Origin of the sequence: Fusicatenibacter sp., assembly GCF_050872605.1 — a bacterium.
Classification (GTDB): domain Bacteria; phylum Bacillota; class Clostridia; order Lachnospirales; family Lachnospiraceae; genus Fusicatenibacter.
The window spans coordinates 1-23374 of the sequence record NZ_JBNMHD010000010.1 but is presented as its reverse complement, the minus strand read 5'-3'; the positions used below and the strand labels follow the sequence as shown (position 1 = coordinate 23374).

At 52.3% G+C, this 23374-nt stretch carries 27 protein-coding genes and 2 pseudogenes; 6 read left to right on the top strand and 23 right to left on the bottom strand.

Features of this window, described 5'->3' with window-relative positions:
* Positions 1-8: 8 nt before the first annotated feature.
* The 11 genes and pseudogenes from ACY2VT_RS04940 to ACY2VT_RS04890 form a co-directional block, all read right to left on the bottom strand.
* Positions 9-413, bottom strand: coding sequence for a hypothetical protein (locus tag ACY2VT_RS04940; protein WP_461879120.1), 405 nt, complete (start codon positions 411-413; stop codon positions 9-11).
* Positions 414-491: 78 nt separating this feature from the next.
* A complete protein-coding gene (locus tag ACY2VT_RS04935) occupies positions 492-1295 on the bottom strand; it encodes an alpha/beta hydrolase (RefSeq protein WP_461879148.1) in 804 nt (267 codons plus the stop codon).
* A gap of 59 nt (positions 1296-1354) precedes the next feature.
* The gene (locus ACY2VT_RS04930) at positions 1355-1942 is read right to left on the bottom strand and encodes a cysteine peptidase family C39 domain-containing protein (RefSeq protein WP_461879119.1); all 588 of its coding nucleotides are present in this window, start codon (positions 1940-1942) and stop codon (positions 1355-1357) included.
* Positions 1943-2214: 272 nt separating this feature from the next.
* Entirely contained in the window at positions 2215-2997 is a 783-nt protein-coding gene (locus tag ACY2VT_RS04925) for a TraX family protein (RefSeq protein ID WP_461879118.1), read from the bottom strand.
* The gene (locus ACY2VT_RS04920) at positions 2963-3148 is read right to left on the bottom strand and encodes a cysteine-rich KTR domain-containing protein (protein ID WP_461879117.1); all 186 of its coding nucleotides are present in this window, start codon (positions 3146-3148) and stop codon (positions 2963-2965) included. Before ACY2VT_RS04920 ends, ACY2VT_RS04925 begins: the two co-directional genes overlap by 35 nt.
* A 12-nt stretch (positions 3149-3160) precedes the next feature.
* Entirely contained in the window at positions 3161-3805 is a 645-nt protein-coding gene (locus ACY2VT_RS04915; RefSeq protein WP_461879116.1) for a TetR/AcrR family transcriptional regulator, read from the bottom strand.
* Positions 3806-4086: 281 nt separating this feature from the next.
* A complete protein-coding gene (locus ACY2VT_RS04910) occupies positions 4087-4692 on the bottom strand; it encodes a GNAT family N-acetyltransferase (RefSeq protein ID WP_461879115.1) in 606 nt (201 codons plus the stop codon).
* Between the two features lie 11 nt (positions 4693-4703).
* Positions 4704-5177 (bottom strand): SAM-dependent methyltransferase, encoded by a 474-nt coding sequence (locus ACY2VT_RS04905; RefSeq protein WP_461879114.1) that lies wholly within the window; start codon positions 5175-5177, stop codon positions 4704-4706.
* A gap of 112 nt (positions 5178-5289) precedes the next feature.
* A pseudogene (locus ACY2VT_RS04900) lies at positions 5290-5460 on the bottom strand (MerR family transcriptional regulator); the annotation flags it as partial.
* A 48-nt stretch (positions 5461-5508) separates the two neighbouring features.
* Positions 5509-6699: an IS256 family transposase gene (locus ACY2VT_RS04895; protein ID WP_461879113.1), complete on the bottom strand. Its 1191-nt coding sequence runs from the start codon at positions 6697-6699 to the stop codon at positions 5509-5511.
* A gap of 112 nt (positions 6700-6811) precedes the next feature.
* Positions 6812-7465 (bottom strand): annotated as a pseudogene (locus tag ACY2VT_RS04890) (MerR family transcriptional regulator); the annotation flags it as partial.
* Positions 7466-7615: 150 nt separating this feature from the next.
* Between ACY2VT_RS04890 and ACY2VT_RS04885 the strand changes: the two are divergent.
* The 6 genes from ACY2VT_RS04885 (at position 7616) to ACY2VT_RS04860 (ending at position 11108) form a co-directional block, all read left to right on the top strand.
* Positions 7616-7999, top strand: a complete 384-nt coding sequence (locus ACY2VT_RS04885; protein WP_461879112.1) for a transcriptional regulator — start codon at positions 7616-7618, stop codon at positions 7997-7999.
* A 253-nt stretch (positions 8000-8252) separates the two neighbouring features.
* Complete coding sequence (locus ACY2VT_RS04880) at positions 8253-8582, top strand: plasmid mobilization protein (RefSeq protein ID WP_461879111.1); 330 nt, start codon at positions 8253-8255, stop codon at positions 8580-8582.
* Positions 8543-9889, top strand: a complete 1347-nt coding sequence (locus ACY2VT_RS04875) for a relaxase/mobilization nuclease domain-containing protein (RefSeq protein WP_461879110.1) — start codon at positions 8543-8545, stop codon at positions 9887-9889. The genes ACY2VT_RS04880 and ACY2VT_RS04875 overlap by 40 nt, the downstream gene beginning before the upstream one ends.
* A gap of 41 nt (positions 9890-9930) precedes the next feature.
* The gene (locus ACY2VT_RS04870; RefSeq protein ID WP_461879109.1) at positions 9931-10266 is read left to right on the top strand and encodes a hypothetical protein; all 336 of its coding nucleotides are present in this window, start codon (positions 9931-9933) and stop codon (positions 10264-10266) included.
* Positions 10267-10273: 7 nt separating this feature from the next.
* The gene (locus tag ACY2VT_RS04865) at positions 10274-10708 is read left to right on the top strand and encodes a DUF6050 family protein (protein ID WP_461879108.1); all 435 of its coding nucleotides are present in this window, start codon (positions 10274-10276) and stop codon (positions 10706-10708) included.
* 4 nt (positions 10709-10712) lie between these two features.
* Positions 10713-11108: a recombinase family protein gene (locus tag ACY2VT_RS04860; protein WP_461879107.1), complete on the top strand. Its 396-nt coding sequence runs from the start codon at positions 10713-10715 to the stop codon at positions 11106-11108.
* Between the two features lie 132 nt (positions 11109-11240).
* On the opposite strand, the gene ACY2VT_RS04855 is transcribed toward ACY2VT_RS04860, so the two are convergent.
* The 12 genes from ACY2VT_RS04855 to ACY2VT_RS04800 all read right to left on the bottom strand — a co-directional run.
* Positions 11241-12497, bottom strand: coding sequence for an erythromycin esterase family protein (locus ACY2VT_RS04855; RefSeq protein WP_461879106.1), 1257 nt, complete (start codon positions 12495-12497; stop codon positions 11241-11243).
* Positions 12498-12507: 10 nt separating this feature from the next.
* Positions 12508-12714 carry a helix-turn-helix transcriptional regulator gene (locus tag ACY2VT_RS04850; protein ID WP_461879105.1) on the bottom strand — a complete coding sequence of 69 codons (207 nt, stop codon included), beginning with the start codon at positions 12712-12714 and terminating at the stop codon, positions 12508-12510.
* Between the two features lie 2 nt (positions 12715-12716).
* Positions 12717-13127, bottom strand: a complete 411-nt coding sequence (locus ACY2VT_RS04845; RefSeq protein WP_461879104.1) for a hypothetical protein — start codon at positions 13125-13127, stop codon at positions 12717-12719.
* Between the two features lie 554 nt (positions 13128-13681).
* Positions 13682-15532, bottom strand: coding sequence for an antirestriction protein ArdA (locus tag ACY2VT_RS04840; RefSeq protein WP_461879103.1), 1851 nt, complete (start codon positions 15530-15532; stop codon positions 13682-13684).
* 12 nt (positions 15533-15544) lie between these two features.
* Positions 15545-16024 (bottom strand): hypothetical protein, encoded by a 480-nt coding sequence (locus tag ACY2VT_RS04835; RefSeq protein ID WP_461879102.1) that lies wholly within the window; start codon positions 16022-16024, stop codon positions 15545-15547.
* Complete coding sequence (locus tag ACY2VT_RS04830) at positions 16011-18218, bottom strand: type IA DNA topoisomerase (RefSeq protein WP_461879101.1); 2208 nt, start codon at positions 18216-18218, stop codon at positions 16011-16013. Before ACY2VT_RS04830 ends, ACY2VT_RS04835 begins: the two co-directional genes overlap by 14 nt.
* Positions 18215-19267 (bottom strand): CD1107 family mobile element protein, encoded by a 1053-nt coding sequence (locus ACY2VT_RS04825; RefSeq protein ID WP_461879100.1) that lies wholly within the window; start codon positions 19265-19267, stop codon positions 18215-18217. Before ACY2VT_RS04825 ends, ACY2VT_RS04830 begins: the two co-directional genes overlap by 4 nt.
* On the bottom strand, positions 19254-19529 hold the full coding sequence (locus ACY2VT_RS04820; protein WP_461879099.1) for a DUF4315 family protein: 276 nt from the start codon (positions 19527-19529) through the stop codon (positions 19254-19256). The genes ACY2VT_RS04825 and ACY2VT_RS04820 overlap by 14 nt, the downstream gene beginning before the upstream one ends.
* A 2-nt stretch (positions 19530-19531) precedes the next feature.
* Entirely contained in the window at positions 19532-20116 is a 585-nt protein-coding gene (locus ACY2VT_RS04815) for a phosphoadenosine phosphosulfate reductase (protein WP_461879098.1), read from the bottom strand.
* Between the two features lie 150 nt (positions 20117-20266).
* Positions 20267-20710 carry an XF1762 family protein gene (locus tag ACY2VT_RS04810; protein ID WP_461879097.1) on the bottom strand — a complete coding sequence of 148 codons (444 nt, stop codon included), beginning with the start codon at positions 20708-20710 and terminating at the stop codon, positions 20267-20269.
* A gap of 14 nt (positions 20711-20724) precedes the next feature.
* The gene (locus ACY2VT_RS04805; protein WP_461879096.1) at positions 20725-22635 is read right to left on the bottom strand and encodes a C40 family peptidase; all 1911 of its coding nucleotides are present in this window, start codon (positions 22633-22635) and stop codon (positions 20725-20727) included.
* On the bottom strand, positions 22632-23374 hold a 743-nt coding region (locus ACY2VT_RS04800; RefSeq protein ID WP_461879095.1), incomplete at its 5' end, for a DNA cytosine methyltransferase. The genes ACY2VT_RS04800 and ACY2VT_RS04805, both read right to left, overlap by 4 nt.

The following is a 23374-nucleotide window of genomic DNA, read 5'->3' as shown; positions in this document are numbered from 1 at the left end:
TCGAGTCATCAGTTCCACAGAGCGTTCTTTCCATCTATCCGCTGAATATAAACCGTTCCTTTGGCATGACGCGCTTCCACATAGATGGAATATGTACCGCTTTGTGAGATACTTACGGTGAACTCGGTCACGCCCTTGCCGTTACCGGCATATAGAGAGCTTTCGTCCGGTTCCTTGATCTCCATGTAGATAGAGCCTTTTACGGTTTCAAATTGAACCCCAAGCGTATCGCCCGTGCCCAATTCCATCGTGAACCGGTCGGTTCCGGTCATGCGGTCAATGTCCAATCGGTAGGAGCCTGCCTCTGCCGTGCGGCTGCCAACAAAGCAGTCTCGGCCGCAAGCAGTCAAAAAGACAGCAAGCCCCAAAATGCAAAGGGTGAGAAGTGTGGCGGTCAATGATTTCCGATTCATTTATAGTTCCTTCTGAGTTTTCATTTCTATGATTTGTGTCGGTCATTTTCCGGGAAGGATAAAGTAGCTCCGCTTTGCCTACAGCGTTTCGTTGTACAAAACTTCACGAAGAAATGTATCGACCAACTGCATGGTGTCCAAATTGACACCATGACTGCCCTTTTTCCGAATGACCGTCATGTGGCCGCTGCTTTCTTCCTCCTGCACCAGCCGAAAGGTAACGGGAGCATCGGACAGTTCTGTGCGGTGCGCATACAGAGCGCAGCCGTCGGGGGTAACTTCAACGTCCTCGCTGCCTTGCAGGACAAGTGTCGGCACATTGGCGCGGGAAAGTCCCGCCATGGCGGTCGGGTTGCAATTCCGTCCAAACAAAATGCGCTGCATCGGCAGGATCAGGCCGCAAAGCAGTTTCCCAAATTTGGGCATGTTTCCGGTCGCCTCCGCGATAACAGCCTCGTCCGACGAGAAAAACGGCGCATAGGCTACGATCCCGTCCACTCGCTTATCGGTGTATTGCTGCACCGCACAGACGGCGTATGCGCCCATGCTGTGTCCCATCAGAATGACAGGACGGGAACCGTCCTCGACAAAATCAAGTGCGTTTTTCAGGTCGATCACCGCCTGCGGGAAGCCGTAAAAATGTCCGGTGCTGCCCGGATAGCCGCTGTATTCAAAGGAGAATACCTTATATCCCTGTGCGACAAAGTGGTGAATCTCTGGTAGATAATACTCGACACCCGTTCCCATTCCATGCGCAAAAATAAGTAAGCCTTGCGTCCCCGTCTCATTCCAGAGATACCCTGCAAGGTGATTTCTGCCGCTGGGGACTGTCACCCTGCGCCCATCTATGTTCGCTTCCGGTCGCTTCTCCGGGCGAAACATGGCGGCGTTCGCAAGAAAAGCGGCAATGAAGAATATAATCGGCAAAAGAAGTATGAATATCAACATGCGTTTCCTCTTTCTGGCGCTAAGAATGTGATATAAATATTGTCAGGAAGCAACGTTACTGTTTTCCATATAGCTTCAAAATCCTCCGTTGTCAGCACACGGTTGTATCGCGCATCCGATGCGTTGGCATTTTCCGCAAGGGAGTCTACCAGATAAATGTGCTGCTCGTCATAGCCGACAACGACAGCGTAGTGCGTATCTCCCGGAATCCGGGTGAAAACGATGATTGGATTTCCACCCGTCAACCGCTGCTTCAACGTGTCAACGCTCCCTTGACAAGCCTTTGCCGGATACCCATGCTGCTCAAAAACATCTACGATGCTGTTTGCGGAAGCGAAGCCAAGCGTTCGTTTTAATTCCGGAAACAGCGCCTCTCCGTTCGTATCTTCCCCAAAGTGCCGCAGGAGATAGGCAGCAGCATAAGCCGCACATTTCCCATCTGTCTGGTAGTCGATATGATTTTCTGAGCTTGTGCAGAAGAACTCTGGCGGATAATCAAAGGATTCAACCTCGTCCCTCGGCGGACTTATACATACAAGGAAACTGATAGCCGCAGCAATGGATACGATGATTGCAACCATTGCGGCGGTCAAACATATTTTTCGTATCTGCATTGTTCCTGTACCCGCTCTCCCAGCAAAGTGATTGCCTTTTGGGGACATAAGCTGATGCAGCGGTAACACACGCATTACATCATTCACGGCAAGACCTTTCTGCAATTACTTCCGGTCTAAAAAACAAAAGACGCAGCACAAACCGATTTTTTCGGATTGCGCTGCGTCTATGCGTCTGGCATTCGGATTTCTTCAATTTTTCGTCCTTGTTAAGCGGGCAGTTGCTGCTTGTTCCTGCGCTAAAATAGTAAACACGCATTCCCGTAAAGGTGAGTGCGAAGTACCCCGATGAGAATTAAGTGCAGCGGATAATACAGATAGAAGAACCACTTCATCCATTTTGCGGTTCCCTTCTCTCCGTTATATTGCTTCAAGACTGGGTACACCAACAAAACGCCAATCTGTACAAGGGCGTAGCCCTTGCTCACAAACAGGAAGGACACAGCTGCATACAGGGCAACATACAAGGCCATTACGTTCATCTGGGCTTTCAGATTGCCCCTTTTGTTGTACATGCCTACGATTGCAAGTACCGCTATGCAGCTCCAATTTGCAGGAAACGCACTTAAAATCAAAGCAAAGATAAGCACATGCTTCACCCAGTTTTTCATGGGTAAATCAGTATTCTGTATCCACAAAACCAAGACTGCGACAAAGAGCGGATACATGACGCTTGTCTGATTAAAAATTCCTGTACGGAGTGGGATTGGGTTTATCCTAAATGCAAAACAATATGCAAAGTGCGAGATCACGGAAAAGATTCCCATTCGCAGCATATACTTCTTTGCATCATGCGTATAATAAAATCCCTCACATACGAAAAACCACATAATCGGAGCTGTCAAGCGCCCCACAAAATGCAATCCTATTGCCATCGGTTCGACCGGGAAACCGGGATAAATCAAATCGCACACATGGTCAACGGTCATGGCAATAATTGCGATCAACTTCAAATGATTCGCATTGAATCGTTGCTGTATTTTCATATTAGATTTTGGCGTCTGCCATTTTAAGTTCTTCAATTTTTCCGTCTTTGAAATGGATTACACAGGTATATTTGCACTTTGGGCAGAATAGAGGAAACTCCTCTAATACCGTGCGTGGTCGTATTTGAGTTCTTGTTTTACCGCCGCATCTTGGGCAGAGAAGCCAATCTAATTTTGATTTGTCCATGCCGCTCCCTCATTATATTCGTACTTCAAGGATAGAGTTGATTATTTGCCGAAATCCATAGTCGAGAAACTCATCTTCCGTCATACCATTCTGTGCGCAAATGAATTTTCCCTTTGTTTCGGCAAGCGCAAGCAGCGAATCAAGGTTTGTGGAGAGTACATAGACCGTCAGAACAGGAACAATATCCTTTCTTACCTCGCCACTTTTCTGCCCGCGTACAATGAGTGCTTCAAGGATGTCGTTTATCTCCGTTCCAAGACGGAGTATGCTTTTTACCGTATCTGAAATCGCCAACGGTTCGATCTTCGCTGCGCCAGAACGATTCAAACTCTCAAGCGAATGGGGACACTCCGTTCTGTAACGACTCATTGCGCTACACACCGCACGGCAGGCTTCAACGAAACCGGCATGATTGTTCACGGCGTTCTCAATATCGGCCTTCAAGGATTGCAAGCCCTTTTCAATGATGTGATGGAGAATATCTCCCTTGCTGTCATAGTAGGCGTAGATCGTGCGCCGACTGTATTCAGACGCCTTTGAAATGTCCTCTATCGTTGTCTGCTCGTAGCCCTTTTCCGAGAAAAGGCTTTCGGCAGCCGCCATGATCCGCGCCCTGTGCAGTGCGGCGACAGCCTCTTTTTTGCTCATTCGCTCCATTGTAAACCTCTATTATAAAAAGTATATCTATAGTATACTTCACAATTTCAAAGCTGTCAACAGCAATTAAGCCTTTCCAATAATTCGAGCATGGAAAGCTTATGCCCAACAGGAGTTTTACTCGTCGAACTTTTTCGAGCTAAAGTGGTTGGTATCAAAATATGATACCAACCACTTTTGACTTATCGAGGCGTGTGGAGAATAGCGGTAAGTCCCGTGCTGGATAATCTCCACCGTCCAGCTACGTTGTCTATTGCTCAGAGGATAGGAACGCTATGGATTCAACTCTTTCGGAAAAAGCGCTCGCAATGCTCATACGGAGGTAATCCTTTGTCGGTGATTTCGATATAGTCAGCCTTTGTCATACCGTATAAGTAGTAATCACAGTATGTATTTACCATCTTACCGTCGCGGATAAGTCCCTCACGTTTGAAGCCGGTTTTCTCCAAGGTCTTATACGATGCGATGTTTTGCGTGTGAACATCCGTCCATAAACGCTGTAGTTCCGTTTCCTCAAAACAGAAGATAGCAACTCTTGCCAATGCTTCGGTCATAAGGCGGCTGCCTTGATAGGCGGGTGAAAGTCGAAACGCCACTTTTGCCATGCGGTCATTTTCAATGAGATACACCCACATATCGCCGACCACTTTGCGATCCTGCTTATAGACGATCCCCCAATGAAAACTTTTCGTGGGCTTCTCTGGCTTTTGAAAAAGCAGTTCCGGGTTCAGATCGCTTTTGCCGGGGCGCTTGCCCCAATACTGATAGACAGAGCTATCGCCCAGCCATTCTTTCAAATCCGCAGTATCTTCTTTCCTAAGCGGGCGCAGGACAAGTCGTTCCGTTTCAAGAACAGGTTTGTTCAGAACATAATCCTGTAATTTCATAAGCTGCCCTCTTAGAAATTGAATACCTGACCCCAATCAAAATAGCCTGATGCCTCCGTGCTTTTCGGCCATCCGCTGCTCCATGCGGGAACACCGGGCGCTTCCACACGATCAAAGCTCGGCGTATAGGGCTTAATATCGAGTACAGGCGTATTGTCATTGGCGTCAATGAACGCAACACGAATGATGCCCTTGACAAAATCAATATGGATCACTTCGGATGCCGTCATTGCGATGGGATTTGGCCGTGCGGGAGAGCGTGTCGCAAATACGCCCATGATTTCAGGCGCGTCCTTATAGGGCTGCTGGGTCTGCAACTCGTGCCGATCCGCTTCGTTGTCACATTCGCTGAACCACCAAAGGACATTGATGTGGCTAAAGCCGTCCAGCGCTTGCAGACCGGGAATGTACTCCGGATTCAACTGGATAAAGGCTCCGTTTTCGTCATTTTTTACTTTGCCAATAGCGTTGAGCTGATAGGTCATATTTTTGCCTCCTTGATTTGTGATGGCCTCAGTATAAGACCTCACATCATGTGAGATGCAAGGGGGAAAAATAAAAAATGCCCTGCTTTTTTGCAGAGCATTTCAAAGTCCATTATGTGCGATCCAGCGGGATTTGGAGTTCAATGAGATATTTTGCGGGGTCACTCTCATTCCACGGGCCTCTGTGTACGATTTGACGCATGGGGTTTGCCATTTTGTATTCGCTGTTTTTCTGCAACCAGTCAGCAAAAGCGAGGTAGGCTCCTTTGATATTTGCAGGTTCCGTCAAGATTTATGCGCAAAATTATTTGCAGGCTCCGGCTGAGTGAAGTCAGCCGGCAATAGAGGTGTCGTCCAGAACTGCCTCCAAATGCTTCATGTTCATGTATTTCTTGTTGCCCCACTGGGTACCCGCCACGTGGCGGAGCCGGGCGCAGACCAGCATCAGGGCGGAGTTCCCATCCGGGAACGTCCCCACCACGCGGGTCCGGCGGCGGATCTCACGGTTCAGCCGCTCGATCACGTTGTTGGTACGGATGCGGGTCCAATGCTCGCTGGGAAAATCGCAGTAGGTCAGAGTTTCCTCAATGCCGTCCTCGACCTTTTTGGCAGCCTCCTTCAGCTTCATGGCGCGCAGCTCAGAAACCACGGCCTTTGCCTTCTCGCGGGACGCTCTTTTGCTCTCCTGAGCGTGAATCGCCTTGAGCATTTTCACCACAATTTTAACCTTGGATTTGGGCACAACAGAGAAAACATTGCGGTAGAAATGCACGATGCAGCGCTGGTATTTGGCGTCCGGGAACACCTCGCCCACAGCCTCCAGCATCCCCATGCACTTGTCGCCAACGATGAGCTTCACTCCCTCCAAGCCGCGTCCGCGGAGCCACTGGAAGAAGCTGACCCAGCTGGCCTTGTCCTCTTTCATCCCCTCGGCAGCGCCCAAAACCTCACGAAAGCCGTCCTCATTCACGGCGATTGCCACCAGAATCGCCACATTTTCATACTCTCCGCCCCAGTTGCGCCGCAGGTAGATACCGTCCACGTAGACATACGGATAGTGCCCGCCCTGTAACGGGCGGTTGCGCCAGTCCTCGATGTGGACGTAGGCTTTCTTGTTCAGTTCGCTGATGGTGGCGGGCGAGACCTTGCTGCCCCACAGTGCCTCCGTGATGTCCTCTACCCGGCGCACGGAGACGCCCGCCAGGTACATCTCGATGAGCGCCTCCTCTACGCTGCTCTCCCGGCGGCGATACCGTTCGATGATGGCGGTCTCGAAGGACACGCCCTTGAGCCGCGGCATATGGAGTGTGACGTCGCCGGAGGTCGTGGTAAGATTCCGGTCATAGTGGCCGCTGCGATAGCCCTGACGGGCCTCGCTGCGCTCGTAGCGGGCGGCTTGCGTCAGTGACTCCGCCTCCTTCTCCAGCAGTTCGTTCAGAGTCTCCTCCACGCTGCCGCGGACCAATTCCTTGATCTGCCCCTTGATAATTTCCTCATTGAATTGTACAATCTTCTCGGACATAGTTTGCTTGCTCCTTTCGAATGTTTGTGTGGTAACTTCATTCTACCAGAGCCTGCAAGCTATGTCTTCTTTTATGCGGTTTCCAATTTGCGCAAGTTATTGTACATTATCTATTTGCAAAGTCACCATAGACCATTGTGCAGGCCATATACGGGACTGCCTCCGTCATACGGAAACAGAATGGGGGTTCTGCTGTTCCCATTTTCTTTACCGGAGCGCATAGCTCAATATCCACATCTGCCTCTCGATATTCTGTATCGTGATAAATGGAAAACGTATTGCCGATCAGTTCTGTTTTCTGTGTATCTGCAAAAGCAGAAAGCTCGCGCCATAGCTCACCCTCGGAATAGTAGTTCGGTACAACTCTCCGTAGGGACAACACCGGATATGCAGGAATCGACTTGACGGAGATATTATAATGCAGATCGCCCTTCCCGCTCTGTAATTCGTTTTTGGCAAGCTCAATTTTTCGTAGCTTTTCCTGCTCGGCCTGTATTGCATTTTCTATCTCTGAGTGCTTTTTGTTAAGCTGCATGAGAAGGGAGCGCTCGTCCATCGTCAGGGCAAGTGCGATCTCTGAAACATTCAGCCCGCTGTCCCGCAAATACAGAATCTTATTCAGACGTGGAATCTGCTCTACGGAATACAGCCTGTGTCCTGTCCATTTGTCAACCTCTGCCGGTATCAAAAGGCCGACCTCATCATAGTACCGAAGCATACGAATAGATACCTGTGTCAGCTTTGAAAATTCGCCTATTCTAAACATCATTTCATCACCCACCAATATTGTAGCAGGTTCTATTTATACTTCAACCGTTCCTTATCAGCAACAGGAATTATTTAAGCTATTTACATGAATATACAGAACATATTCCACAGGAAAAAGGAACTGTAAAATGTAGCAGGGTGATTAAATATGTCCAAACAAGCAAAGAGAGAAAAAAGACCTGTTGCGAAAATCGACTTCATGCCGTATGGTACAAGGATTAAATCTGAGCGCATGAAGCTGAAAGAATCCCGCAACAAGGTTGGAAGTGAAATGTTTCTTTCGCCGCGCTACATTGCCAATATCGAAAACAAAGGTCAGCATCCCAGTTTGCAGGTATTTTTGGAGATGGTGTCCCGGTATCATATTTCCGTGGATCAGATTCTTTACGGCGAAGAAGCAACGGGAAAATCCACAGAGCGTATGCAGTTTGACATTCTGCTGGATGAATTGACAGATTCTGAAATCAAAATTCTCACGGCAACGGCGCAAGCGTTGCTGGACGCAAGAACAGACAGCGAGGGAGAAAATTGAATACGGTATAAGGAACGCTATGAACAGGTAGTTCATGGCGTTTTTTCTTTTGCAAAAATCCGCAGATGTGGCCAAAAGGCACCGTTCAGATTGTAGTATGGGTAACGGAAGGAATACGGGGGTACGAAGTAGTCAGCAAGCACAGCAAGCGAGTACCCGCTTGCGAATTTTGAGATTTTCAGGTCCCTTGCCCGAAAATTCAAAATTGCTTGTTGGGATAGTCCCAAACCCTTATGAAGAACGGAGGCGGCGCATGGCAAACAGAAAACGGAATATCCAAATGAAATTCTATGTTACGGAGGACGAAAAGCGGCTCATAGACGAGAAAATGAGCCAGCTCCCCACACGCAGATATGGCGCCTACCTCCGCAAGATGGCGATTGACGGGTATATCATCTATACGGACACCACAGATATCAAGGCATTCACCAAAGAACTTTCCGTCATCGGCCGGAACATCAATCAGATTGCCAAGCGGATCAACGCCGGAGGTCCTGTGTATCAGGCCGACATGGACGAGATACGGGAAAGGCTGGACGAGATATGGCAGTTACAAAGACACATCCTATCAAGTCAACGCTGAAAGCGGCCATTGACTATATCTGCAACCCGGAAAAGACGGACGGAAAGCTGCTTGTATCCTCCTATGGGTGCGCCGCTGAAACTGCGGATATCGAATTTGCCTGGACCCGCCGCCATGCCATCGACAAGGGAACGAACCTGGGCCGTCACCTGATCCAAGCCTTTCAGCCTGGGGAGGTTACGCCGGAACAGGCCCATGAGATCGGCATGGAGCTTGCAAAAGAAATCCTGGGCGGCAAGTATGAATTTGTACTTACTACCCATATAGACAAAGATCATGTTCATAACCACCTGATTTTCAATGCGGTCAGCTTTGCGGATCACAGGCACTACCATTCCAACAAGCGGAGTTATCACTATATCCGCCGCACCTCCGACCGGCTTTGCAAGGAACACGGTCTGTCTGTCATCATCCCCGGACAGGACAAGGGCAAGAGCTATATTGAACATCAGGCCGCGCAGAACGGCACCAGCTATAAGGCAAAGCTGAAAGCGGCCATCGACCGGCTCCTGCCAGCCTGTTCCAACCTGGAAGAACTGCTTCGCCGCCTGCAGAGGGAAGGTTATGAGATCAAGCGCGGCAAGTATATCTCCGCCAGAGCGCCGGATCAGGAACGGTTCACCCGTCTGAAAACGCTGGGGGTGGACTACACCGAAGAAGCCCTTACTGCCCGGATTGCCGGACGCTCCAGACCTTCCCACCAGCCGAAACAGCGGAGCGGAAAGATCAGCCTGCTCATTGATATCCAGAACAACATCAAGGCACAGCAGAGCGCAGGCTATCGCCGCTGGGCGACCATCGAAAATCTGAAACGCATTGCGGATACCTCCAACTTTTTGACGGAACATGGTATCGGCAGCTATGAGGAATTGTTGGATCGGCGCGAGGCGGCGTCTGCCTCTGCTACCCGGCTTAAAGCGGATCTTCGGGATACCGGGATGAAGATCGACGAGTTGACCTTGAAGATAAAGCACGTCGTCACCTACCGCCAGCTCAAGCCAATCTATGACCGCTATAAGGCATCCAGAGATAAGGAAAAGTTTCTGCGAGGCCATGAGAGCGAGATCATTCTTTTTGAAGCCGCCGCCAGAGAGTGCAAGCGGCTGGGGGCAGTTCCGCTGCCTGCCACAGAGCGGATGCAGGCGGAAATAGACGTGCTCAACGCAAAGAAGGCTGCGCTGAAAGCTGAATTGCAGAAAGCCCAGCGGGAGGAACGGGACTATGCCGCCATGCACCGGAATGTGGAGGATTTTCTTTCTCCGCCGCAGCCGGAGCAGGAGCGGAAAAAGAATATGGAACTGGAATGACCCGCACGGAGCGGAACACATATAATTTGGGAGGTACCACCATGAACAACAAACCCATTATCCGTATCAGCACCAAGGACTACGATATGCAGGGATGGTTTTCTGAAAAGACAAGTGATGCCCTGGCGCAGCTATCTATCCTTTCTCGGCTGCTCCATCATCCAGAAAATTTCCCTCAATTTGCCGAAGAGCCGGGACTGGGATTGCAGTACATCGATGAGCTGATCTGGGCGGTCGCTGAAAAGGTCTATACGGTCTATATGCTCTGTCAGGGAGAGGACGAGATCGATCGTGAACATATCAGCGCCATTTGTGAGAATGGTTCGCAGGGCTGGGAGACGGTGAAGGCAAAATTGAACGGAGAAAACGCTTTTTAAGTGATCCATGCGTTTTACCCTGGGCTTTTGCCGAAGCATCCAGTATAATGAAGATATAAACGTTTTTGAAGGAGGCGAGCCTATGACGAGAGGCGAAGCGATAAAGGATTTCTTTTGCAAGACGATCCTGCCCGCGGCGGTGGCCGCGTTGCTGTACTGCATTTTCCGGTCCGCCTGCGTGAAGAACGGAGAGCTTGACTATGTATGGCTCTGGATACTCTGCGGGCTGCCGTTCGGCATCTGGCGGCTGCGCCTCTGGATCATACCGGGCGGCGGCTCTCTTGGCGGCGGGATCGCCCTGTTCGCGCTGAACTTCATTCTGGCCGGAATCATCGGTGGGCTTGTCCTGGTCTGGCGGCTAATCGTGGCAGTGTGGTATGTGCCGCTGACGGTGTACCGACTGCTGACGGTACATAGCTATTCTGTTATTACGGAGGACTGAGTTTATGAACAGAGCATGGAAATATTGCCGACAGGCAAGCCCAGATGAAATGTTATCCGGACTTGCCGTGCAGAACCGACTTCTGGAACGATATGCTGCGGCGCATGAGTTTTCCGTTGTTGGAGAAATAAAAGTAGTTGAAACCGGCACGCCAACAGATCGGGAAAGTATCAGAGAGCTTTTGAACGAAGCAGCGCACGGCGCCTATGACATTCTGCTGATTTCTGGCCTTGACCGACTGAGCCGAAATGTGTGGGACGCTCTGACCATCGTATCGAAGCTGTTTGCCTGCGGCATCCGTATACTGGATGCCAGCACAAATGAAGAAATCAGCGCAGACGCTCTTGACCAACTTAGCTTGGCTCTGCATCAATCGTTAAAAATCTCCCTTTCTGAATAACGGCAGAGGGCGGCAGCATTTTGTACTGTCGCCCTCTTAATTACAGAACGGCAAAGACGGGCAGGGCGTGGGCGGCGGCGCATTTGCGCCGTTCATCTTGACCGTTGATAGATTTGGTCGGGTCTGCTATTTTTACTTATCAAGTATTGTTGATGGTGTAACGGAGTGAAAAACAATCATACCGTCAAAAGTATCTTGTGGAGTAATATTGACCGTATATGCGGCTTTTAGCAATTTCTCCATGCCAGACAAACTAACATTAAGAGTTGTGATTGACTGTTTTTCGCTCAGAATCTGCCCCCACGCTTCGTCAGAGGACGCACTTGCAAAATCAATAAAATAGTATTGACCGCTATCTTCGTCGGAGAATTGGCCATTCAAATCATTTGCGTTGCTGACCTCCATAACCTCAAACCCTCCATTGTCCGTTTGAGAGTTGAACTGCGTTTTCTGCGCATCCGTTCCGATCGAATAGTACCCATTATCGAGATCTTCTGAGAGCAATTTTCCCAAACAGGTATATCCCGCAACAGAAGTTTTCCCGATATGGCCATTATGCCCATTGATAAACAAAACAGTATTGTCGCCACGCTGTAAGAACCATTCTACCTTTTCATACATGTACTGATCGCGGGTAGCGTTGTAGTTATCGCTCAACTGTACCTCACAATAGGCGTAAATCGTTTTTGCACATTCCCTTGCGAAGTCAAAGGCAGATTGACCCAAACAGCTTGTAATATCAGTTTCGACAGCATCCAGTTTATCAATCAATTCCGAGACGCTTTCTTTGGCGCTATTCAACGTTGTTTTATCTAAGGAGTTTCTGTTTTCATCTGTAAGCTGTGCAAGTGATTTTGAATATTCTGCGCTCAATTCCGGGTAAGTTTGATTGAGAACAGAGAACAGATATTCTTTGTTATTATCAAATCGTTGTACGTCCATACCGTAAAAGTGCAATGCTTTTTCGCTTGAAACACTTTCGTTGTAGGAGCGCATCCACTCTACTAAATCGGCCATTTCCCGTGTGCGGTAAATGGCAAAGCCTATTTCTGCAACGGCTTCTTCGGCAGTTCCATCCCCGCCATTGATGTACTGGTCTACTTTGAGCGCCCCGCCAAAATCGCCCTCTATGATGAAAGTGTGGCAGCCATTATTCTCTACTAATGCTTTGAATACGTCTGCTTTCATTTGATGATACTGCGCCACACCATGACTTGCTTCTCCCAACCCGACAATCTGTACATTAGCCGGTACGGAAAGCGTTCCTATATCGGATTGCGTATAGGATAAATCTGCTGATACAGTAGATTTCGTATTGCCACACCCGGTAAACAGGGCGAGACAAATTGCGGTCGAAAGACAGATCGCAAAAATTCTTTTCAATTTCATAATAAGCACCTTACTTCTCATCATCGACAAATTCAAACAAGTCCTCAACAGTCACATGGAACACTTTCGCAATATCCATAGCCAATTTAAGGGAAGGATTATATCTTCCGTTTTCCAGATGGACGATTGTTTCCCGTCTTGCGCCGACAAGCTCGGCCAGCTCGCTCTGCTTATACCCCGCCTGCTCCCGATATTCTTTGATTTTGGTTACAAGCACGATTAAGCCCCCTTCGCATCCAGATAGCAGAACAGAATCGTTCGTATAATGGACGTCAGTACCAGCACGCCCATCAGCAGGTAGCCAATTACCTCTGAGGATATATCAAACCGAAGAATGGCGGACAGGAACCCGATGCAGACGATCAATACCTTAGTAATCTTATAGCAGACCGAATCGCAGCGTTTCAGATTTGCCGCAGCCATTTCGTCTACGACCTCTTTCTTGTATTTCCTTTCCCGCACACCCAAAAAGCAGAAAAAGAGAAAAGCAAAGATCGCAATCGTTGTTTGAATGGAGCTGAAATAGCTTTCCCATCCATTTCTGGCCCAGCACCAATAATAGACCGCAATACAAATTGCCAATACGATACGGGCGATAAGCAGCTCCCGTAATGTTACTTTCCTATCCATAGTTTTCCCTCGATGTTATATATTTCGCACTTGCGATGTTATAAATATATCACTTGCATTTGCAAACGTCAATAGAAAAAGTGAAATATTTTTAACTTTCATTTGCGGCCTGTGAGCTATATTTTATTTACAAGTCAATTTGTCTGAGAGATAAAATGTCTCATGGCGGGCGAGAAGAAAACGTTGTTTTTATAAAAAATAAAAAGCGGGAGTACAGCCGATCGGACGAACCGAAAAGCTGTACTCCCATTTTGTGTGCCTGAAAGTGTCTGAAATCAAGCCTTTTTCTTCATGTGCCAGCAAGCAGTCCGACACATGGGAAATCATAAGGACTCCCTTTGAAAATGCGGATACAGGGAATTATTCTGCGGTTTTCGCACCCTTATCCTCACAGATTTTAGACCGTTTGGCGCTGTAATGTGGACAAGCTATCAGGCCTACCCGGAAACTCTGCTTGCAGCCGTGGGCACATTTCCTGCAGGTGTGGTTATATTGCCGCCTGCCGTTCTCGCCCAGGAAGAACGCCCATTCCAGCCGCCATTTCTTGCTTCGGCTCATAGGCAGTCATGGCCCGGCACATCACGGCCGGGCTTCTTGCCCTCCGGGGACTTATGTTCGGCACATTCCCGCTTTGCGTCCGCCAGCCGCTCACGAATGGAAGGCTTCTCCGGCGTTGCCCGTTCTGCGTACTCCTGGGCTTTTTCCAATTCCTCGCCGCGTCTGCCGTTGTTGATCACGCCGTCGATCATACCGTAGTCATCCTCCAGCGTCATTTCCGCCGTGCGGAGGGGATTGTCCTTTTCCGGCTGCTCCGCTGCCACGGCAAAGGCCCGTGTGCCGTTTCCCATAATAAGATATTTTCCATCATCTGAAATATGGTGGATGCCGTAACCGGCTGCCTCCATCTGCTCCCGGCTCATGGCGGTCACATAAAAGCTGCCCCTGGGCGTCCGGATGCGCTCGCCGGTTTCCAGATCATCCGGGGTAAGCTCCGGCTGCCGTTCCTGCAAAAACTCCGGCACCTCGGTAAAGCCCACCCTATCGCAGTAATGGGCGGTATCCTTCCCGTCCTGATGCAGCACCACGATATCTGATACGGACAGAGAGTGCCCGGTGAAGTCTGCCGGACGATCCACATTGAACCGGGTATAAATGCTTTCCAGATCGTCCTTCGCCGTCAGCGGCGCTTCATAGACCAGCTCATAATTTTCCGGCTTTACGGAAAGACCGTTGCGGTGGATACTGTCCAGCGGCTCGAAACGATAGTCCAGCGTTTCGTTACCGCCTTTGAGCTGATAAATGGAAAAGCTGTTTTCCTCAGCCTGATCCTGAACGGCCCGCACCTGTGCCACGATATCCGCCGGGGTCTGCACATAGGCGGCTGCCGCCGCCGCATACTCCCGTTCCGCTCTTTCCGCAGCGGCCAGCATTTCATCCACACGAGATTTAGTTGGGTCCTCCAAAGCTGCCTTGATCTCCGCAGGATCGAAGTCAAGAAACTCCTCATAGCCCGTGGCATCCTTGAATTTTTCAATCTCCGAAGGAAGATAGTCCTCCTGCGTCTGGCCCAGCGCCGCCAGCTTTTCATCCAGAGCGGAAATGCACCCAGCCATCAGGCTTTCGTAAAGTTCTTCCTTTGCGGCGTGTGCCTCCGGGTGCTCCGCCGCATACTGCGGATCGTTCTGACGGAAAAACTCGTCCATGTCAAAGGCAATATCCATAGCCCACTCGGATTTTTCTTCTTCGGGAAGATCATCCTGGAAGGCCATCACCCGGTATTCCTCCGGGATACTGCCGCGCTCACCGTCATAATACTCATGGAAGCTGTCGCCCGTATCACGCACATAGCCCTGATCCGTGAAGGTACCATTTTCATCTATCGCCACATCCCGGCCGTAGGCCTCATAGTCTATGTAGTTCTGCAGGTGCTCCGGCACCTGCATGACGTCCAGTTCCTCAATATAGTAGCGGCCCAGATCATCATAGTCGTGGATATCGGGATAAACCTCATAGCAATCCAGATTCTCGGTGAGGTTGATGATCTCCTGCAGGCTGCCGCAATGGTCGCCCATTTCCATACCGGCCTGAAACTGCGCGTATTCGCTTTCACTCATTTCATCCAGCTTCGACGCCAGATAATTCAGCTCGTCCAGATTTTCGTATTCGCCCAGCTTGCTGTAAAGGCCATCCACATAGCAATCATAGTCCGTGATGAACCATTCCTCGTAGGGCTGACCGAAGTCATCCTTCTGGCCGATCCCGATACGCTTGAACACTTCCTTCATTTCCTCGGCGGTGGTGGGAAACTTTACCCACTCGCCCACAAGCTCGCCCTCGTTGTACTTTCCAAGATTGGTAATAAAGGCGGCAAAGGGATAATCCTTGTCGTGATCGTAATATGGCATATCAGCACCTCCTTACAGTTCCGGCGCAGACTTTTCTTTATGGGGTTGCGCCTTGTTTTTTTCCGCACATTCCTTCTTGCCCTGTTCCAGCCGTTCCCGGATGGATGGCTTTTTCTCCGGCTCCGCAGGGCGTTCATGGTTCCACTCGTCGCCGGAGAGGGAAAGGTATCCGTGTTCCGTAAAATGACCCTGTTCCTCCTGCATGGCGTACTTGCCAAAAGGAACAGGGTCGATCGCTTTCAGAAGTTCTGGGGGCAGCAGCATATCCATGTGCTGCGCCAGATACCGCCAGCCCAGATCGTTCAAATCGTGGATGTTGGGCTCAAACACGAAATAGTCGATGTTGGCCGCGAACTCCTTAAACTGCTCCGGCGTTGTCAGCTTGAAAGGCGATGCCTGCACCGCCGCCAGCAACTCCCGGTCCTCCGGGGAGAGGGCAGCCACCGCCGCCCTCACTTCGGGTAAATGTTCCAAAGTCTTATTTTCTGCCATCAGCACCAACCTTTCTTTTCGGAAATTCCAGCTTGAAATTGATGTACTTGCCGCCCGTATCATCCAGGATCACCGCGGCGTCATAGGTGGCCTGCTTCTTTTCGGACCACATTCCCTTGACATTTGTACGGCCCTTTTTCAGAAGGTCCGCTGCCATCTTCTTTGTCAGCTCCTTCTTGCGGCTCGTCCAGAAACGGTCATTTTTCCAGAGGACAAAACCACAGGACCGATCCGAACACGCAAAGTTTTTCTTTCCCTCGTAAACCGGCTGGCCGCAGCGGGGGCAGGTGCCGATCACTTCCTTCTCCGGGGAAAACAGCTTTTTACCGTCCTCAGAAATACAGGAATAGGTAGAAACGATCTCCCGAACCATCGTGCGGATACCGTCCATGAAGGTATCCGGGTCAGCGCCGCCCTTTGCAATCTCCGTCAAATTCTGTTCCCATTCCGCTGTCAGCATGGGAGAGGTCAGCGGCTCCGGCAGGACCGTGACAAGGTTGATACCGGCTTTCGTGGGGATCAGGCTTTTGCCCTTGCGCTCCACAAATCCGGCAGCCACCAGCTTTTCGATGATAGCCGCCCTGGTCGCAGGCGTGCCAAGTCCGCGTCGGGGCAAACTGCACTCCGCTGCGCCCGCCGTTTGCCGGGCATCCGCTCCGTTCCGTTGCTCCTCCTTCTCCCCACGCAACCCGCTTCGCTGGGCTTGCGCGGGGAACCCCGTGCTTACCTCGTCGGGGATATCGTCCTTGCCCGCATTTTCCATAGCGGACAGGAGGGTATCTTCGGTGTAGGGCTTTGGAGGCTGGGTGAAATGCTCGGTAACGGAAACCTCCGCGCCGTCAAAAGTCTGTCCTTCTGTGAAATCCGGGAGCATGCCGCCGTCCCCATCCGCAGGCTTTTCTTTTAGGAAGGCACGGAAAATACGGTCGATCTCCCGCCAGCCTTCGGAGAGGATACTCTTGCCTTTTGCGGTGAAGGAATGGCCGCCGCAGTCGAAGGTTGCCGTGACCGCTTCATACACATACGGCTCTGCCGATGCACACAGCAGTTTGCAGCAAACTAAGAGAAACAAATTGCGCTCGCCCAGGGGCAGAGCCTTGATATCCGCTTTCTCAACCTCCATCGTGGGAATAATAGCGTGGTGGTCGGATACATCCTTGTTGGAGATCATGGTCTCCAACAGCGGGAAGAAGTTGGAGCAGCTATCAAAAGGCGGCAGCTTCGCCGCCAGGTGGATCACGCAGGAGGCCGTTTCTGCCATATCGGAGGTCAGATACCGGCTGTCCGTGCGGGGATAGGTCAGCAGTTTCTTTTCGTAGAGGCTCTGGGCGTAGTCAAGGGTCTGCTTCGCCGTGTATCCGAACAGGCGGTTTGCCTCGCGCTGCAAGGCGGTGAGATCATGGAGCTTCGGCGGCTGTTCCTTCTTCTGCTCCCTTGTGACGGAAGTGCAGGTAACGACAGCGCCCTTGCACATGGCCGCTGCCTGTTCCGCCTCCGCCAGATCGGTGAATTTCTCCGACACCGCTTCGGCTCCGTCCAGCGTCAGGCGCAGCAGATGATATTTTTCCTTGTGGAACAGCGTGATCTTTGCGTCACGCTCCGCCAGCATTGCCAGCGTGGGCGTCTGAACGCGGCCAACATTCAGGGTGCGGTGATAGAGGACGGAGAAAAGGCGCGTGGCATTGATCCCCACCAGCCAGTCCGCTTTCTGACGGCAGAGGGCGGATTGATACAGGGCTTCATAATCGGCGTTGGGGCGCAGATCAGAAAAGCCCTCCCGGATGGCGCTGTCCTCCATTGAGGAAATCCAGAGACGGAGGACCGGCTTGCGGCAACCAGCCATTTCATACACCAAACGGAAGATCAGCTCACCTTCACGCCCGGCGTCACAGGCATTGACAATGGTATCCACATCGGGGCGGTCCATCAGGGCACGGAGATTTTCAAAAGCATCCTCCTTGCCCGGTGCCAGCACATAGCGGAACGGCTCCGGCAGAATGGGAAGATCGTCATAGCGCCATTTCTTGAAACGCTCGTCATAGCTGCCAGCATCCATCGGGGATACCAGGTGGCCTACACACCAGGACACAAGAAGGCCGCTGCCCTCATAAAAGCCATCGGCCCTGGATGAAGCACCCAGGGCCGACGCGATAGATTTTGCCACACTCGGTTTTTCTGCGATAATCAGTTTCATTCCGTATCCTCCTGCTCGTCCTCATTGACCGTTTCTTCATCCTCAAAATCGTAATCGTCGGGATCGGCGCTGACCTTCACACTCTGCTTCGGCTTGATGAATTTCACATAGGCAAAGGCTCCGCCGCCTGCCAGCGCCAGCAGCAGGACGATGACCAGCAGACCGCCGCTGCTCTTTTTCTCCGGCTGCTCCGGTTCAGGCTCCGGCTCCGTTACAGCCTCCTTGCCGCTGCACTCGGAGAGATTGTTCTTGCAGACAGGACAATTCGTATTTACCGCACCAGCCACACACTTTTCCTTGCAGTTGCAGGCGGCAGGCGTTTCCGCCGCGGGCACATCGTCGCCCATGAGCGTCAAAAGGTCAGCTTCATCCACCTGGTTCAGAAAATGCACAGTTTCCTCGCCCTCGTCGTCACGGTCGATAATGAGATAGAACACATTGCCATTTCTCGTCTCTACCGTGATAAACTGCTTGCCGCTCCGGGTGCTGCTGCCGATATCGTCGATCAGCGACAGGTTTCCGTCTGGCGTCAGGGCAGCATTTTCGCTGCTGCCCATAAGCTGCTCAAACAGCTCGCTCAATTTATCCGGATCAATGGAGAGGGAAAAGTTGCTGTCATTTTCGCCGCCCGTGTCGCTGAACGTCATATAGCCGGAGTAGACATAGCCGATCTTCTCCGGTAGCCGAACCATGTACCAGTCGCCGTCCGTGCCCACGACCTCCACCACCGTCCCGTTCGGAAGCTGCGTAAAGGCGTAGTTATCCAGCCCGGCACCCGTGCGGACATTCAGCTTGCCTCCATTCGTGGTGACGGTGCCGGTCTTGCCGGATTTCTCCGTGCCGCCCGGCATAGAGCCGAACAGTGCGGAGATCAGTTTGGAGAGATCGTCCCCAGTAATATCCGCGCTGTCAGTCGGTTCCGTCTGTGCTTCGGAGGCAGGGGCTGCATCCCCGTCGCTTGCAAAAGCGACCGTGGAAAAGGCCGTCATGCAGAGCATAACGGCCAGCAGCACCGCAAACGTGCGGATCATGTGCTTATTCTTCATCATCGGTGCCCTCCATCGTGTCGGGATCAGCGGCGACCTCCATTTCCATCATCCCTTCCGGCAGGGAGATCATGCCGCTGGCGTAGGCACGCAGAAAGGCGGTCAGTTCCTTGTTGTCCATGTGGACAGCCTTCACCATGCGGACAATTTCCAGATTTTCTTCCTCCGCAAGCTGCGCCTCCAGCGCACGAAGGCGCTTCTGCTGCTCCGTGATCTTCTCCCGGACCTTCTCAATGTCACGACGGATCTTCTCAGTAGTTGCCATAGTCAAATAAACTCCTTTCCAAATCGTTCTCTCCATGAATAGCTACGTCCAAGCCCCTGAACGGTTTTCAGATTGGCCCTTGCGTTATCCTCCAATGCCAGCGCACGCCGGAACAAATCCGGGTAATGCTCCCGCAGGTCGATGATCTCCTCCGCCCGCATACTGGGGCAGAAAAAGCAGGAGGACTTTCCCGGCTGCGGCAGGCCCGCCGCCTCGATTGCCCGGATACACGCCTCCCGGTCCCAGCTCCACTCCATCAAGGGATACCATTTGCTGTACTTCGGGTCTGCCCGATCACGCAGAAGGACCTTATCGCTGCGATAGTGTTCGCCAGCGTCATAGCCGATGAACTTGACCACCTTTTTCCCGCTGGCCCAGACCTCACGGCACGGAGGATAGTTGTTGCAGAACTTTTCCTGCGGCCCGATCTTGTGTTTCAGAGAACACCGCTTGAAACCGTAGGCGATAGAGGGCAGCGTGCCGCTTTTCAGACATTCATCTTCCAACGTCAGCCGCCTGCCGTCCTTTGTGGTCTTATAGACCCGTGTGATCTCCGGCATACCGTGATCCTTCAGCCAGCGAGCCATAGTATCCAGATAGGCGTAGGTATGGGGATGCTCGCCGCCCGTATCCGCAAACAGGATCAGGTCAACAGGGATACGGTGCTGGTACAGCCCAACAAGAAGGGCGGTGCTATTCGCACCGCCGCCATAGGAAACAATATTGATATACTCACCTCATTTCAAAGCCTTTTCATATCGGTACTTCATTTGTGCCGGGTACAGCGGTTCGGCCGGGCGGCGCGTTCCGGTCCATTTCCGTCCGCCAGCCAGTCCCGCGCATTGCCAGCCGGAGGCCCGGAGGCTGGTCCCGCTCTCCGTGTCCAGAATATAGGTGATGATCTTCCGGTAGCCCATGACCTTTGCGGCCCGTGCCGCTGCTCCATAGAGAAAGCTGCAGGCGTTCTTCGTGCCATTTGTGCAAAGACGGTTGACCTCCAGGGTCAGCCCGTCGTCCAGGTATCGGCTGACCGGCCGGCCGACAATGGCGACGCCCACAAGCTGTCCATCCACCATGCAGCCCAGCGAAAACTTGTGACCTCGGACCGGCTTATGATGGCGGTGGTGCTCTGCGACAAAGCCGTTCGCAGCGGCAAGCGATATCGGCATCAATTCAAGCATCGGCGCTGCCTCCATCAATCATACGGCGGTCTGCCGTAGGCGTAAAAGTGCTGCTGCCAGTAGCTCGTATTGAGCCTCGTGTACTGGATCGGGTCGCCGCAATGCAGAAACATGGGGTTGCCCGCTTCATCCAGCCCCACATAAAAGCCGACATGGGAGATGCCCGCAGTATCATAGGTCCCAACGAAAAATACCAGGTCGCCCGGCTGAGGATCGGATACCCGTGTGGAAATGTTGTAGAGGCCCTGCGCGCCCAGCCGCCCGGTATTGCATAGACCGCTGTTGGTCAGAACATAGCTGACAAAGCCGCTGCAATCAAAGGAGGTGGACGGACTGCTGCCGCCCCAGACGTAGGGATATCCCAGGTATTTTTCCGCCTCCGAGATAAGCGCCGCAAAGCGTTCATCAGACAGGTATTCCGCAGGGATTTCATAGTCCTCCGGCGGGTTCGTGATGTACTTGTCCACATACCCGGAGGACGGGAACAGGTCGGAGCGGTTCCCCAGCGTGGACATATACACGGCGTACATGGAAAGCGTTTCTTGATCCAGGATGTAAACAGGGACATGGCTCAGATCGAAGTTTTCAAGCTCCACGGTGCAGATGTAATACGTGTACGGAACCTCCACATCATACTCGTTGCCTTCGCTGTCCGTTCTCGTTTCCGTGCGATATCGGGTTTCCGTGGTGACCGTCTCGGTAAGGATATACTGCTTGTCGAACAGCATTTGAAGATCGTCCTGTACCTGGTCAATGGTGAACTGGCCCTCATGGAGCGCCGACAGAATGGACAGCAGCACATAGGGATCGTGCTTGATCTCGTCCAGATCAAAATGGTACTCGTCATAGTTGTGGGTCTGCTCATAGGTGTCCAGATACTCCCGCAATTCATCCTCCATCGCGCAGTAGGCGGCCTCTGCCGCCAGCAGGTCTTGATCCACGGAGAGATAAGAGGATGCAACGATGTTGGACACGCCTCCGCCGAAGATAGAGGAACAGGATTGCAGCAGCCCCAGCAGCATGACCAGCAGCAGACCGATCCCACCCATGATCAGAAACGCCTTTTTGTGCTTGGAAACAAACTCTCCGGCTTTCTTCGCCGCGTCCGCGCTTTTCTTCGCGCCCTTTGATGCTGCCTGCGCCGCTGCCGCCGCATCCCCGGCACTATGCGCCGCCCGGTACGCAGCGGCATACTGCTTTTGCAGCTTCTTTTTCTGCCACATCCGGGAGATGGGATTGCTGGCCGCAAGCTGGGGATTCTCCCGCAAAGTCTTTTGATACAGCGCCTCCGCGTTGGCCTGGACCGCCGCCTGCTCCGCGTAGGATACCTCCCGCCAGGGTTTCAGCTTGCGGTCCGCCTGCCAGTTGTGGAGCTTGCGGTTTCCGTAGCGGACAGCCTTTTCCATGCCGCGCTCTGTCAAGTGCCCCGCCTCCACGCCGACATTTTCCTGTTCCACCTCATGCACCTTCGCATGGGCGGCGTGGCCAATCTCCTGTAACGGCCGCGCCAGCGGATTCACCGGCTGATGGAAAGAGGGCTGTTTTTGGGGGACGGCGGCTCTTGCCGCGTCCAGCTTATCCGCCGCCTTGTCGGATTTGCGGATCACCTTTTGCAGCTCCGGCGCGGCGCGTTCCTCGTCTGTAAACTGCAAACGGGAGGATGGGCGGTCGTTGGCCGCCGTACCCTCCCGGTAATTTCTGCGCCGTTTCCGGCGCTTTTTCTTTTCGCTTTTGTGGATACGCCGGTCATCCAGCCGCTCCGCCGTGCTGTGAACAAACGCCGCGGAATCACCGGAGGGAGAATAGTCCTGCTCCGGCGAACGGTCAGATACCCGACTTGCCTCGCCTGTGACCATGTTGACGGAAATAGCCCCGTCACGGGTCATTTTCTGTGTTTCCTTTTCAGCGGCTTTCCATTCCTTCATGCTTCACCACCTGCCTTTCCGTAGGGGCAAATGCTGGCGCACTTGCCCGTCTCGATCATGGAGATATATTTGAAAATGGGATATGCCTGGGGCGGGCAGACCGCGTTGCCCAGGGTTTTCAGCCGGAGAGCGCGGTCTGCGGTATTTTCGGTGATACGGGGGACTCCTTCCGGCTCGGCGGCCCAGAGGATACGTCCGTCCATTTCCGGGGGAAGCCCATGAGCCATTCCACCCAATCCGGATTCAGCGCCGCCGTTTCGGATACCGGCTGCTCCTGCCGGATCACCTGCGCCGACAGGTTGGCAGACGGGGCGCTGTTCCGAAACGCCGCCGGTTTCAGCGTGGAACGGTAGCCCTCCGACGCTGCCGGGGTCAGATAGAACACCGCCGCCGACAGGCTCAGGCTCCAGATCGCGCCGTTTTTGTTCACCTTTCGGAATATTCCGTTGTCGGAGAGGTACACATCCAGGTTGGCCGCGTCCCTGCAGGTGTTCTTGTCGGAGGCAAGGGGCGTGGGAAACATCAGCCGCGACGATAAAAGTTCGCTGGCGCTCATGCCATGCGCCGACGCCGCAAGCCGGAAATACGAATGGGAGAACAGCGTATCCCGCTTTTGCCAAGTCAAAGATCGTTTTGTCGAGCCCCATATTGATGAAGCCAGCAACATTTTCCCCAAGCACCCAACGGGGCCGCAGCTCGGTAATAACGCGGCACATTTCCGGCCACAGGTAGCGTTCAT

What these genes read in the sequence shown, in the direction of transcription:
- ACY2VT_RS04910 (WP_461879115.1), bottom strand. Translation starts at nt 4,692, where the DNA reads ATGAAATTACAGGATTATGTTCTGAACAAACCTGTTCTTGAAACGGAA.
- ACY2VT_RS04930 (WP_461879119.1), bottom strand. Translation starts at nt 1,942, where the DNA reads ATGGTTGCAATCATCGTATCCATTGCTGCGGCTATCAGTTTCCTTGTA.
- ACY2VT_RS04865 (WP_461879108.1), top strand. Translation starts at nt 10,274, where the DNA reads ATGCGTTTTACCCTGGGCTTTTGCCGAAGCATCCAGTATAATGAAGAT.
- ACY2VT_RS04815 (WP_461879098.1), bottom strand. Translation starts at nt 20,116, where the DNA reads ATGGCTCGCTGGCTGAAGGATCACGGTATGCCGGAGATCACACGGGTC.
- ACY2VT_RS04860 (WP_461879107.1), top strand. Translation starts at nt 10,713, where the DNA reads ATGAACAGAGCATGGAAATATTGCCGACAGGCAAGCCCAGATGAAATG.
- ACY2VT_RS04940 (WP_461879120.1), bottom strand. Translation starts at nt 413, where the DNA reads ATGAATCGGAAATCATTGACCGCCACACTTCTCACCCTTTGCATTTTG.
- ACY2VT_RS04870 (WP_461879109.1), top strand. Translation starts at nt 9,931, where the DNA reads ATGAACAACAAACCCATTATCCGTATCAGCACCAAGGACTACGATATG.
- ACY2VT_RS04855 (WP_461879106.1), bottom strand. Translation starts at nt 12,497, where the DNA reads ATGAAATTGAAAAGAATTTTTGCGATCTGTCTTTCGACCGCAATTTGT.
- ACY2VT_RS04820 (WP_461879099.1), bottom strand. Translation starts at nt 19,529, where the DNA reads ATGGCAACTACTGAGAAGATCCGTCGTGACATTGAGAAGGTCCGGGAG.
- ACY2VT_RS04880 (WP_461879111.1), top strand. Translation starts at nt 8,253, where the DNA reads ATGGCAAACAGAAAACGGAATATCCAAATGAAATTCTATGTTACGGAG.
- ACY2VT_RS04875 (WP_461879110.1), top strand. Translation starts at nt 8,543, where the DNA reads ATGGCAGTTACAAAGACACATCCTATCAAGTCAACGCTGAAAGCGGCC.
- ACY2VT_RS04935 (WP_461879148.1), bottom strand. Translation starts at nt 1,295, where the DNA reads ATGTTTCGCCCGGAGAAGCGACCGGAAGCGAACATAGATGGGCGCAGG.
- ACY2VT_RS04895 (WP_461879113.1), bottom strand. Translation starts at nt 6,699, where the DNA reads ATGTCCGAGAAGATTGTACAATTCAATGAGGAAATTATCAAGGGGCAG.
- ACY2VT_RS04805 (WP_461879096.1), bottom strand. Translation starts at nt 22,635, where the DNA reads ATGAAGGAATGGAAAGCCGCTGAAAAGGAAACACAGAAAATGACCCGT.
- ACY2VT_RS04825 (WP_461879100.1), bottom strand. Translation starts at nt 19,267, where the DNA reads ATGATGAAGAATAAGCACATGATCCGCACGTTTGCGGTGCTGCTGGCC.
- ACY2VT_RS04835 (WP_461879102.1), bottom strand. Translation starts at nt 16,024, where the DNA reads ATGGCAGAAAATAAGACTTTGGAACATTTACCCGAAGTGAGGGCGGCG.
- ACY2VT_RS04905 (WP_461879114.1), bottom strand. Translation starts at nt 5,177, where the DNA reads ATGACCTATCAGCTCAACGCTATTGGCAAAGTAAAAAATGACGAAAAC.
- ACY2VT_RS04840 (WP_461879103.1), bottom strand. Translation starts at nt 15,532, where the DNA reads ATGCCATATTACGATCACGACAAGGATTATCCCTTTGCCGCCTTTATT.
- ACY2VT_RS04920 (WP_461879117.1), bottom strand. Translation starts at nt 3,148, where the DNA reads ATGGACAAATCAAAATTAGATTGGCTTCTCTGCCCAAGATGCGGCGGT.
- ACY2VT_RS04845 (WP_461879104.1), bottom strand. Translation starts at nt 13,127, where the DNA reads ATGGATAGGAAAGTAACATTACGGGAGCTGCTTATCGCCCGTATCGTA.
- ACY2VT_RS04830 (WP_461879101.1), bottom strand. Translation starts at nt 18,218, where the DNA reads ATGAAACTGATTATCGCAGAAAAACCGAGTGTGGCAAAATCTATCGCG.
- ACY2VT_RS04915 (WP_461879116.1), bottom strand. Translation starts at nt 3,805, where the DNA reads ATGGAGCGAATGAGCAAAAAAGAGGCTGTCGCCGCACTGCACAGGGCG.
- ACY2VT_RS04885 (WP_461879112.1), top strand. Translation starts at nt 7,616, where the DNA reads ATGTCCAAACAAGCAAAGAGAGAAAAAAGACCTGTTGCGAAAATCGAC.
- ACY2VT_RS04810 (WP_461879097.1), bottom strand. Translation starts at nt 20,710, where the DNA reads ATGCTTGAATTGATGCCGATATCGCTTGCCGCTGCGAACGGCTTTGTC.